At 71.3% G+C, this 11321-nt stretch carries 10 protein-coding genes; 4 read left to right on the top strand and 6 right to left on the bottom strand.

Going from position 1 to position 11321, the window contains the following annotated elements; translation table 11 throughout:
• Positions 1–240: 240 nt before the first annotated feature.
• The 5 genes from ACFVXK_RS16560 to ACFVXK_RS16540 form a co-directional block, all read right to left on the bottom strand.
• Positions 241–1194 (bottom strand): CHAD domain-containing protein, encoded by a 954-nt coding sequence (locus ACFVXK_RS16560; protein ID WP_389612252.1) that lies wholly within the window; start codon positions 1192–1194, stop codon positions 241–243.
• Positions 1175–3457 carry an RNA degradosome polyphosphate kinase gene (locus ACFVXK_RS16555; RefSeq protein ID WP_389612250.1) on the bottom strand — a complete coding sequence of 761 codons (2283 nt, stop codon included), beginning with the start codon at positions 3455–3457 and terminating at the stop codon, positions 1175–1177. Before ACFVXK_RS16555 ends, ACFVXK_RS16560 begins: the two co-directional genes overlap by 20 nt.
• Positions 3458–3652: 195 nt before the next feature.
• Positions 3653–4297, bottom strand: coding sequence for a class I SAM-dependent methyltransferase (locus ACFVXK_RS16550; protein ID WP_389612249.1), 645 nt, complete (start codon positions 4295–4297; stop codon positions 3653–3655).
• 54 nt (positions 4298–4351) lie between these two features.
• A complete protein-coding gene (locus tag ACFVXK_RS16545) occupies positions 4352–4882 on the bottom strand; it encodes a GNAT family N-acetyltransferase (protein ID WP_389612246.1) in 531 nt (176 codons plus the stop codon).
• Positions 4879–6138: an XRE family transcriptional regulator gene (locus tag ACFVXK_RS16540; RefSeq protein ID WP_389612244.1), complete on the bottom strand. Its 1260-nt coding sequence runs from the start codon at positions 6136–6138 to the stop codon at positions 4879–4881. Before ACFVXK_RS16540 ends, ACFVXK_RS16545 begins: the two co-directional genes overlap by 4 nt.
• A 168-nt stretch (positions 6139–6306) precedes the next feature.
• On the opposite strand from ACFVXK_RS16540, the gene ACFVXK_RS16535 reads away from it, so the two are divergent.
• Genes ACFVXK_RS16535 through ACFVXK_RS16525 form a run of 3 tightly spaced genes read left to right on the top strand, consistent with a single transcriptional unit; the run spans position 6307 to position 7286 of the window.
• On the top strand, positions 6307–6480 hold the full coding sequence (locus ACFVXK_RS16535) for a hypothetical protein (RefSeq protein WP_389612243.1): 174 nt from the start codon (positions 6307–6309) through the stop codon (positions 6478–6480).
• Positions 6473–6679 (top strand): hypothetical protein, encoded by a 207-nt coding sequence (locus ACFVXK_RS16530; protein WP_389612241.1) that lies wholly within the window; start codon positions 6473–6475, stop codon positions 6677–6679. Before ACFVXK_RS16535 ends, ACFVXK_RS16530 begins: the two co-directional genes overlap by 8 nt.
• A gap of 55 nt (positions 6680–6734) precedes the next feature.
• A complete protein-coding gene (locus ACFVXK_RS16525; protein ID WP_389612239.1) occupies positions 6735–7286 on the top strand; it encodes a hypothetical protein in 552 nt (183 codons plus the stop codon).
• 984 nt (positions 7287–8270) lie between these two features.
• Here the strand turns inward: ACFVXK_RS16525 and mshD are convergent.
• Complete coding sequence (gene mshD, locus ACFVXK_RS16520; protein ID WP_389612237.1) at positions 8271–9206, bottom strand: mycothiol synthase; 936 nt, start codon at positions 9204–9206, stop codon at positions 8271–8273.
• A 159-nt stretch (positions 9207–9365) separates the two neighbouring features.
• Here mshD and ACFVXK_RS16515 point away from each other — a divergent pair, with 159 nt between their 5' ends.
• Positions 9366–11183 carry a bifunctional metallophosphatase/5'-nucleotidase gene (locus ACFVXK_RS16515; protein ID WP_389612235.1) on the top strand — a complete coding sequence of 606 codons (1818 nt, stop codon included), beginning with the start codon at positions 9366–9368 and terminating at the stop codon, positions 11181–11183.
• Positions 11184–11321: the final 138 nt, after the last annotated feature.

Genomic DNA, 11321 nt, shown 5'->3' with positions numbered 1-11321 from the left:
CGACCGAAGGGAGCGCCCTTGACAGACCGGCCCGGACCGGAAGGACAGTGGGACTGGCGGGAAAGCCCCAAGCCGTCTCCGAGACCGGCCCGCCGGGACCCCGACAACCGCCGGGCCCGCCCGGCCGTTCACCACCGCCCGGCGGGAGACCGCCCCCCCACCCACCCGCCCGCAGACAGGGAGGCGGGTGGACAGACACCGCTCGGCGGAAACCCCTCGAGGGGGAGATGGCGCGCCCCCTCAGGACACCGCCGCCGGTTCCCACAGGGTGTGGAACGTCAGCCGGCTCGCCTCCACCGCGTGGCGTTGGTCGGCGTGGAGGACGCCGAGGGCGTATGCCGTCGCCGGGGCGATGCGGGGGGTGCGGGCCGCCGTCGCCGAGGCGGTGGCCGCGTCCGCGGCGTCGCGGTGCTGGTTCAGGGCCCCGCTCGCCGCCGCCAGGCGCGGGGCGTGTTCCCCCAGGGCCTCACGGGCGTAGCGGTGCACGCGCAGCAGGCGGCGCACCTCGTGCCAGGCGGCGTCCGCGTGCGCCGAGTACGGGGCGGAGGCGTCCGCGGCGGGCAGGGCCGTGACCGCCGTCTCCAGGCGGGTGCGGGCCACCTCCGCGAGCGGGGTGAGGACGTCGTCCACCGGGCCGCTCGCCGCCACCGGGTCCAGTGGGACCTCCGAGGCCAGCACCGCCACCGCGTCCGCCACCGCGTGGAACCGGGCCGAGCCCAGCGCCTGCAGGGTCGCCGAGTGCGCCCGGGTACGGGCCAGGGTGAGCTGGCGTTCCAGCAGGGCGCCCGCGCGCGCCGAGCCGACGGTCAGCGCGCCCGCTGCGCTGCCGCGCGGGGCCGGGACCTCCGGCGAGCCCGAGAGCCGTTGCAGGGCCTCCATCAGGCGCGACAGCCGGGCCGCGTACGCGTGCTCGTCGGCCAGGGTGGAGGACAGCCAGACGAGCTCGGTGCGCAGCGGATCCGCCCAGCTCGACTGGGTGACGGCCCGGAAGGTGCTCAGGGACGAGGCGATGCGGCGCGCGGCCCCCCGCAGGCCGTGCGCCGCCTCCGTCTCGTCCCCCGGGTCGGGGCCGCCTCCCGCGCCCGCCGCGCCTGCGTCGTGCAGGCGCAGCGCGCGCAGGAAAGCGGTGGCCTGGGAACGCAGGTAGACGCCGAGCACGTCACCTGCGGTCGGGTCATGGTTTGGCTGAGCCACGCCGGCGCCTCCGCGCGTCTATGAGCATCTCCTGTACGTGCCGCAGCGGCTGGCCCTCGGCGTCGGTGCTGTGCCGGGTCCATTCGCCGTCCGGGCCCAGGTGCCAGGAGGAGGTGGCGTCGGACATGCCGGTCTCCAGCATCCGGTCCAGTGCCGCGCGGTGGGCGGGGTCGGTGACCCTGACCAGTGCCTCGATGCGGCGGTCGAGGTTGCGGTGCATCATGTCGGCGCTGCCGATCCACACCTCGGGTTCGCCGCCGTTGCCGAAGGCGAAGACCCGGGAGTGCTCGAGGAAGCGGCCGAGGATCGAGCGGACGCGGATGTTCTCCGACAGCCCCGGGACCCCGGGGCGTACGGCGCAGATGCCGCGGACCCAGATGTCGATGGGGACGCCCACCTGGGAGGCCCGGTAGAGGGCGTCGATGAGGGCCTCGTCGACGATCGAGTTCATCTTCAGCCGGACGGACGCCGGGCGTCCGGACCGGTGGTGGTCGGCCTCCTTGTCGATGCGCGCTATGAGTCCGTCGCGCAGGGACTTGGGGGCGGTCAGCAGCCGGCGGTAGGTCTCGCGGCGGGAGTAGCCGGAGAGCCGGTTGAAGAGGTCGGAGAGGTCCGCGCCGACCTGCGGGTCGGCGGTGAGCAGGCCGAGGTCCTCGTACAGGCGGGCGGTCTTGGGGTGGTAGTTGCCGGTGCCGACGTGCGAGTAGCGGCGCAGGGTCTCGCCCTCCTGGCGGACCACGAGCGACAGCTTGCAGTGGGTCTTGAGGCCGACCAGGCCGTAGACCACGTGGCAGCCGGACTCCTCCAGCTTGCGCGCCCACTTGATGTTGGCCTGCTCGTCGAACCGGGCCTTGATCTCGACGAGGACGAGGACCTGCTTGCCGGATTCGGCGGCGTCGATGAGGGCGTCGACGATCGGCGAGTCGCCGGAGGTGCGGTACAGCGTCTGCTTGATCGCGAGGACGTCCGGGTCGGCGGCGGCCTGTTCCAGGAAGGCCTGCACGGAGGTGGAGAAGCTGTCGTACGGGTGGTGGAGCAGGACGTCGCGTTCGCGCAGCGCGGCGAAGATGTCGGGCGCGGAGGCGGACTCGACCTCGGCGAGGTCGCGGTGGGTGCCGGCGACGAACTTGGGGTACTTCAGCTCGGGCCGGTCGAGGGAGGAGATCCCGAAGAGGGCCGTCAGGTCGAGGGGGCCGGGCAGCGGGTACACCTCGGCGGCGGAGACCTTCAGCTCCTGCACGAGGAGGTCCAGGACGCCGGGGTCGATGGACTCCTCGACCTCCAGGCGGACGGGCGGGCCGAAGCGGCGCCGCATGAGCTCCTTCTCCAGGGCCTGGAGGAGGTTCTCGGCGTCGTCCTCCTCGACCTCCAGGTCCTCGTTGCGGGTCACGCGGAACATGTGGTGCGCGAGCACCTCCATGCCGGGGAACAGCTCCTCCAGGTGCGCGGCGATGACGTCCTCCAGCGGGACGTAGCGCTGCGGGGAGGCCTCCAGGAAGCGGCTGAGCAGCGGCGGCACCTTGACGCGGGCGAAGTGGCGGTGCCCGCTGACGGGGTTGCGCACGACGACGGCCAGGTTGAGCGACAGCCCGGAGATGTACGGGAAGGGGTGCGCGGGGTCCACGGCCAGCGGGGTCAGCACCGGGAAGATCTGGTTGCGGAACAGGGTGAAGAGGCGCGCCTGCTCCTTCTCCGTGAGGTCGGGCCACCGGATGAGGTGGATGCCCTCCTCGGCGAGCTGCGGGGCGATGTCCTGCTGGTAGCAGGCGGCGTGCCGGGCCATGAGCTCGCGGGAGCGGGTCCAGATGAGGTCGAGGACCTCGCGGGGCTGGAGGCCGGAGGCGGAACGGGTGGCGACGCCGGTCGCGATGCGGCGCTTGAGGCCGGCGACGCGGACCATGAAGAACTCGTCGAGGTTGCTGGCGAAGATCGCCAGGAAGTTCGCGCGCTCCAGGAGCGGGGTGGTGGGGTCCTCGGCCAGCTCGAGGACGCGTTCGTTGAAGGCCAGCCAGCTGCGTTCGCGGTCGAGGAACCGGTTGGCGGGCAGCTGCCCGTCGTCGTCCTTGTCCTCGTACGCGTCGAGGTCGGCGTCGAGATCGGGGTCGAGGGGGCGGTGGGCGGCTATGGAGCCGAGGCGCGACTTCGCCGGCGCCTTTTCCTGCGCCGTGGTCCGTGTCGTGGAGGCGGAGGAGACCGCGGCGGAGGTGTGAGACGGGTGCTGGGCGGGGACCTCGGTGGGGCCTGCGCTGGGCTGGTGGCTCATGACTCCATTCTTCCGCGCACGGGGGAGGACAGGCGCGTCGGAAGTGTCCGCGGTCAGGCGGAGTCGGGGCTGCATGCCGGGAGGTTCGCAAGCGCGTCTGAATGCCCGGTTAATGGCGTATGGCTTCCAGGCTCCGCCTGCGGGCAGGATTCCCCCCCCACCCCGCCGCCGTACGGCCGTGTGGGTGGCGGCCGGCTACGGGTGGCGCCAGGTGAGCGTGTACCGCCAGAACAGCCGCCGGCGCAGCCGGGCGCCGGGCAGCGTGCGGCGGGCCTCGCGGACGATCTCGGCGAAGGTCGTCTCCGCCGGGCGGGTCGGGGCGGTCATGGAGACGGGCCGCGGCCGCTTCCGCCCCCGGTTCTTGATCCAGGCCATGGCGACGTTCGCCGGGATGGCGGCGGCGCCGATCAGATGATCACCCCAGGTCCGGGGCCGGTACAGCCCGACGACGACCAGGGTCCCGCCGGGCGCGAGGCACTCCCGGAGCCGGGCGAGGGCGTCCCCGAACGGCATGTGGTGGACGGTGGCCACACAGGTGACGACGTCGTAGGGCCCGCCCGGCACGCCCTCCAGCACGTCCCCGACCTCGAAGTCCACCGGCGCCGCGGCGGGGGTGAGCCCCCGCGCCCGCCCGACGATCCCGGCATCGACGTCGATCCCCTGCACCGCCCGGGCCCGCGAGGCCAGCAGCCGCGCGAGGTCCCCGCTCCCCGCCCCGACGTCCAGGGCGGCGCCGAACCGCCGGGGCAGCCGGCGCAGGATCCACGGGTGGTAGTGGGCGTTGTGGTCCCAGGGCCGATCGGCGTGGAACCGTTCAAGTGCTCGAACGATGCGGTTCATGCCACGAGTCGATCAGACCGCCGCCCATGCGCTCCAGCGCAGGGGCAGGCGCCGTCAGGAGTTCACCAACCGAACCATGGCGGTGAGCACGGGCGAGTCCGGGGACGGCTGGACGGCCCCGATGGCCAAGTACCCCCACGACTCGTAGACCCGCTGGACCTTCCCCTCTCCGGCCGCCGGGTTGACCATGAGCGACACATACCGCTCGTTGCGACCGGCCAGCAGCTCGTCATGAATCCGCCGCGCCAGTCCCGTCCCCCGATGGGGAACCGTCACACCGATCTCCTTGAGGGCGAGGGCCGGCGCGGTGGTGTACTCCTCGTCCACCTCGCCGATCCGCTTCCACCAGCGGTCTCCGGCTTCCACCGTGTTGCCGTACGCGTATCCGACCGGCTGCCCGCCGCCGTCGAAGGCGAGCACCGCCTCGAACCCCGGCTCGCGCCCGTGCCGCTCCAGGCGTTCGGCGAAGGCCGGTACCGCGTAGTTCGGCAGGTGCAGCAGGGGCTCGCGGACCTTCGCGTACACCGCGATCAGCGGGGCACTGGCCTGCGCTATGCCGGTGAATCGGCGCATCTGAGTACTCATGCGGTGGTCCTCCACGTGTCGCGGGCGTACTGGTTCCAGGTGTGCGAGAGGGCTGTGCCGGGCGCGATGGCCTCCAGCCGGGCCCCGAAGGCTCCGAGCATCCCGATCACGCGGGGGTGCCGCACCGCTTGGTCCACCGGGACGGACATGGCGCTGGCCACAGCCGGCTCGATGTCGCCTTGTTCGAGCTGGGCCCGTGCGACACGGGCGGTGGCAATGGCCTTCGAGCGGTGCATGTGCGGGCGCAGCGCGGAGAGGCAGCGGTGGCCATGGAACTCGGCGCGGGCGAAGTCTCCGAGGGAGAGGTACGCGGACAGGGCAAGGCTGTCGAGCTCGGCTTGGTCGTAGAAGGCGATCATCCACACCGGCCGCTGTGCTCCTGGGTCAGCCCGAAGGATGGCGTCCTGGGCCTGGTCGAAGGAGCGGCGGGTCGCGGTACGGTCCCCGGCGGTGCCGTGGATCGCTGCGTGCCGGGCAAGCCCGAGGGAGGAGAACATCGGATCACGGCGCGTGAGGGAGAGCCCGCGGGCCACCTCGTTCGCGGCTGCCGCGTCGGCCGGGCGTCCCATGTGCCGGTACATCGTCCCGGCGTGGGACCAGATGCGGAACTTGATGAACGGGTCGCATGCCATCTCGGCGAGCTGCTGGGCGATTCTCATGTGTCCGATGGCGTCCTCGAACCGGCGGCCGTCGATCGCGGCCCACATCGCGGACGATCTGAACGCGGCGGCCGAGGCGTAGACCTGGCTGCGGATGCGCTGGCTGGCGGTGCCGGAGGTCTGAAGGGCAAGAGCATCCTCTGAAAGAGCTGCGGCCTTCTGCTCGATGACGAGTTGTCCCCCGTGACGGTGGTCGCTGGCGATGATGCGGGCGAACCTGCGTTGCAGACGCTCGATGTCGCTGGAGCCGATCCTGTGCGGGGCGGTAAGGGCAGAAGCGGTCGTAGAGAAGGCCGCGACGGGCCCAGCGGTCATGAATGTGCGGCGCTCCATGGGCTCCTCCGACGGGGCGGCGGTGCGGGATGTCTCGAACCCTAGGTCTCCCAGTGAGCAGCCGAACACCTCTTCAAGTGCCCTACGGGTCCTGCCGATCGGCCGTCGAGTGGAGCCGCTGACCAAATTCCGCACCGTGCGCACGGAGATGTTGCCGGGCCGGCCAGTGATCCTCAGCAGAGCATCATTCATCTGAGCTGCTAATTCATCTTGCTTGAAACCGATTTCATCCATCTTCTGTTTCAACACAAGGTTGCCTGCCATAGCGCCGAACGTAGTCCTGTGATCACTCTCCGCACCAGAGGGGTCGCAAAGCGCGCGCAAAGTTCTCCGGTTGCGTGTGTTCCCCCGGCGGGCAACGTTTCCTGGTTCGTCGCGGCCGTCAGACGTTGACTGGTCCCACCATTCGCTGCCGACGGTAGGGAGCGCCCCGTGACCGGCCGCAACATGCACAGCTACGCCCGCGACGTCCCCGGTATCGACAGACCGGACGACCCCTCGGTGAGGGAATCCTTCCTGGTCGAGCCCAGCGCCGACCTGCTCGACCGGGCCCACGTCGGTTGGGAGCGCTTCCTCGACAGCTCCTCGGAGGTGCCGGATGAGTGAGCAGTACGAGTACGTGCCCCATCGCCTCCTGCGCCGCCGCGTGCGTGACATCCCTTCCGGCGCCGAGGGCGAACTGATGGCGGTGATCAACGAGAACGTCTCGGACAACGGCATCGAGCACTGGACGGAGCTCGCGTACATCCGGGGCAGCAACGGTCGCGAGTTCACCACCGCCGTCGCCAACGTCGAGCCGGCCTGATCCACGGGATCGAGCCGATGTCCCACTGAACCCTGCACACGACCTAGGGAGAAGCATGTCCACTCCGACCCCGCCCCCTCCGTGCAGCACCAAGCCGGCCACCCCTCCGACTCCGGCCCGTCACGAGGCTCGCGAGCTCCTCTCCGACGCCCAGTTCAACGAGGTCCTGCTCACCGTCCTCGACAACAACCCGGGCATGGAGCCCGACACGGGTGTCCGAATCCTCATCGAGGCCCTCAAGTTCGTCGCTGCCGCCGCCCAGTTCCCGTCGGTGCGCATTGCTCCGACACGCGAGGTCGACGAGGGCTGGCACGCCCTCATCCTCCACACCCACCTGTACGCGTCCCTGACCACCCGCCTGGGCCGGATGGTCCACCACTTCCCCGAGCGCCCCGATCCGTCCCGCCACGACCCCGACGTCCTCACCCGCACGGTGGCCCTGATCGAGCAGGCCGGCTACACCCCGGACCGCGAGCTGTGGATGGGCCCGGGGAAACCGCTCGCCACCGTCGCGGCCACCTGCTCGCACACGCCTGTGCCGGGCGGATGCGGGCCGATCAACCCCGGCAACTGTGCAACGCACGGCGGGGGCGGCGACGGGGAATAGGCTCTGCGGCACACCGACGGAAGGGCGATGGCGTGAACGCTGACGAGGCCAGGCAGCTCCACATGGCGATGCGGCAGTACGGCATCCCCGGCAGCTTGAAACCCCGGGACCCGGGAAGCCCGGCTGGTACCTGGTGGGTGGCCGACGCCGAGTCCGGCAGGCGGGACATCACCACCGAGACGCGTGCGGCAGCAGCCGCGGCAAGCGCGCGGCGATCGACCCGCGGATTCGTCTTCACAAGCTAGGCGCCCTACCCTCCCAGCCCCGGTCGGCTTCCGGCCGGGACTGAACCGTGCCCAGGGCGAGAGCCGCCTGGCTCTGGCTCTGGGCCTTCGATTCCCCTATGGACGAGGTCGAAGGCACCTGCGACAGGTATCAGCCCAAGAGGGCGGCCGGACGCCGAGAAATGGGGAGCGCGTAGCGATCTGGGGCGCCACACCGGCCCCGATGCTTCCTTGATTGGCATTTCCTGCGGGTAGCGGCCCCAGACGGCCGCCGGACGCCGAGACGGGAGGAGCGCGTAGCGATCTGACGCGTCCGTCGGCCCCGGCTGCGCCGGATGGGGGCCGAATGCCCGGTCTGCTGTGCCCCGACCGCCCGGCTCATCGCTGAGGGAGTCGCATGTCCAAGGAACATCCGTCCCGTTTCTTTGGGGGTTTCCCGGCAGTCCTTGTCTTTCCGGGGCGGGACGGTCTGTCAAGGGTCGCCGAAGGCGATCGCGAAGCGACGCGACCGAAGGGAGCGCCCTTGACAGGCCGGCCCGAACCGGAAGGACAGTGGGACTGACGGGAAAGCCCCAAGCCATCTCCGAGACCGGCCCGCCGGGACCCCGACATCGCGACGCCCCGCCCGGCTGATCAATACCGCCCGGCGGGCGACCGCCCCCACCCCACCGCCCCGCACCCGGGGAGGCGGGTGGGCGAACACCGGTCGAGCCCGGTGCCTCGAGGGGGAGATGGCGGGCCCGCGCCGCGAGAAAGCCCCTCAGCTCTCCGTGCGGTACATCAGGTCCACCTCGTGCGTCGTGAAGCCCAGGCCCTCGTACACCGCCAGGGCCGCCGGGTTGTCGGCGTCCACGTACAGCATCGCCGTCGGGAGGCCCGACTCCGCCAGGTGGTGGAGGCCGATGGCCGTGAGGGCCTTGCCGAGGCCGCCGCCCTGGTTGCCCGGGCGGACTCCGACCACGTAGACCTCGCCGAGCTGCTCCTCGGCGTGGACCTTCGTCCAGTGGAAGCCGACCAGTTCGCCCTCCCGCTCCGCCAGGAAGAACCCCTTGGGGTCGAACCACGGCTGCGCGACGCGGTCGTCGAGGTCGCGCTGCGTCAGGGAGCCCTGCTCCGGGTGGTGGGCGAAGGCGGCGGCGTTGGCGGCGAGCCAGGCGGCGTCGTCCTGTCCGGGGACGAAGGTGCGGACGGTGACCCCGGCCGGGAGCGCCGGGTCCGGCAGCGGGGCCGAGTCGGGGCCCAGGGGGCGGCGCAGCTGGCGGAGTTCGCGGAACAGGGTCAGGCCGAGGACCTGCGCGAGGTGGCGGGCGGCGGACTTGCCGCCGTGGGCCCACACCCGGATCCGCTTGCCGGAGGCGTTCAGCAGGGCGGTGCCCAGGGCCCGCCCGTGGCCGCGGCCGCGCAGGGCGGGGTGGACGACGAGCTCGGCGGCGGGGGCCTCCACCGGGTCGGTGTCCTCCAGTTGCCCGTACGCGACGAGCCGGCCCTCGGCGGTGGCCAGGAAGTGGCGGATGCCCTCGCGGGGGCCGCCGCGCAGCTGGAGGCGGCCCTGCTCGGAGACGGCGGTGGTGCCGTCGGTGCGGGCCGCCTCGTGGATCAGGTCGAGGACCGCCCCGGCCTGTTCCTCCGTCAGTTCGTCGAGGATCTCGATGTGCCGTCCCGGCTCGACGGCCGTCGCTGCGTCTGCGTCAGTCATGTTCCGAGCCTACGACCGACGCCGCCCGACCCGCTCAACCCGGCTCCGACGGCTTCGCGTAACCAGCTCGCAACCCGTACCCCCCTGTTGGTGCTACGCGCGTTGACCATAGGCTGCGGGTCACCTCCCAGTTGTCTCGCTGTCCAAAAAGGGGAACAGATGTCAGCGAAGCCACAACGGCACCGCACGGCGCGCCGGTTGACCTTCGGCGCCCTCGCCCTCACCGCGGGCGCCGGTGCGATGATCGCCGCCGCGCTGCCCGCCGGTGCCGCGAGTGGCGGCGTTCCGGTCGCCAAGGGCCGGACCGTCGACGTACAGATGCTGTCGTTCAACGACTTCCACGGCACGCTGGAGCCCCCGCAGGGCTCCTCGGGCACGGTTGCCGAACTGCAGGCTGACGGCACCACCAAGTCCATACCCGCGGGCGGCGTCGAGTACCTGGCGTCGGGTCTGCGCGAGGCCCGCAAGGGCCACGAGTACTCCGTCACGGCCGCGGCCGGCGACATGATCGGCGGCAGCCCGATGCTGTCCGGTCTCTTCCACGACGAGCCGACCGTCGAGGCGCTGAACAAGCTGAACCTCGACGTGACGAGCGTGGGCAACCACGAGTTCGACGAGGGCAAGAACGAGCTCCGCCGGATGCAGTACGGCGGCTGCCACCCGGTTGAAGGCTGCTTCGAGTACGGCAAGACCTACGCCGGAGCGGACTTCAAGTACCTCGCCGCGAACGTGACGGACGAGAAGACCAAGCGTCCGCTGATGTCGCCCACCTTCGTCTGGAAGAAGGGGGACGTGAAGATCGGCTTCATCGGCGTCACCCTGGAGGGCACCCCGGACGTCGTCACGGCCGACGGCGTGAAGGGCCTCAAGTTCGGCGACGAGGTCGAGACGATCAACAAGTACGCGGCCGAGCTGGACAAGCAGGGCGTGAAGTCGATCGTGGCGCTGATCCACGAGGGCGGTCTGCCGGCGAGCGGCGCGTACAACTACGACTGCAACGTGCCGGGTGCCGGCGCGGGCATCTCGGGTGCGATCGTCGACATCGCGAAGAACGTGAGCCCGAAGGTCGACGCGCTGGTGACGGGCCACACCCACCAGGCGTACTCGTGCAACATCCCGGACCCGGCGGGCAACCCGCGCACGGTCACCTCGGCCGCCTCCTACGGCCGCCTGTTCACGGACACCACGCTGACGTACGACAAGGCGACCAAGGACATCGTCCGTACGCCGGTGCAGTCGCCGAAGCCGGTGAACAAGGTCGTCCGCCGGGACCTGCCGAAGGCCCCGGACATGACCGAGCTGATCGACCGCTGGAAGAAGCTGGCGGCCCCGGTCGCCAACCGTCCGATGGGCTACATCTCCGCCGACATCGCGGGCCGCGGTTCGGAGGCCCCGGAGAAGCCGCTCGGCGACCTGATCGCCGACGCGCAGCTGGACGCGACCTCCGCGGCCGACAAGGGCGGGGCGCAGCTGGCGATCATGAACCCGGGCGGCATCCGTGCCGACCTGGCGTACAAGGCGGCCGGTGACGAGGGCGACGGTGTCGTCACGTACGGCGAGTCGTACACGGTGCAGCCGTTCAACAACCTGCTGAACGTGGTGGACCTGACCGGCGCCCAGCTGATCACGGCGCTGCAGCAGCAGGTCAGCGGTCCGGTCAACGGCCCGAACCCGAAGATCCTCCAGGTCTCCAAGGGCTTCACCTACACCCTGGACATGACGAAGTCGGGCGCGGACCGGATCGTCGTGGACTCGGTGAAGCTGAACGGTGCGGCCATCGACCCGGCGAAGACCTACCGGGTCGTGATGAACGAGTTCCTCGCGGGCGGCGGTGACGGCTTCACCGTCCTGAAGGACCACAAGAACAAGCTGGTCGGCGTGCCGGACCTGGAGGCGTTCAACGTCCTCCTGGCGAAGTCGACGGCGGCGGCGCCGATCGCCCCGCCGGCGGCGAACCGGATCACGGTCGTCAAGTAACACCTGAACCAAGTAACACCTGAACGGGGAGAGGGGCGGGGGGGGGGGGGGGGCCCCCCCCCCCCGGGGTGGGCCCCCCCCCCCCCCCCCCCCCCCGCGGCGCGCGAGGGCCCCCCCCCCGGGGGGGGGGGTGTAAAA

Origin of the sequence: Streptomyces sp. NPDC058157 (genome assembly GCF_042884105.1) — a bacterium.
In the GTDB taxonomy this organism is placed as follows: Bacteria; Actinomycetota; Actinomycetes; order Streptomycetales; family Streptomycetaceae; genus Streptomyces.
The sequence above is the reverse complement of the archived record's forward strand: the minus strand, read 5'-3'. Positions and strand labels throughout refer to the sequence as shown.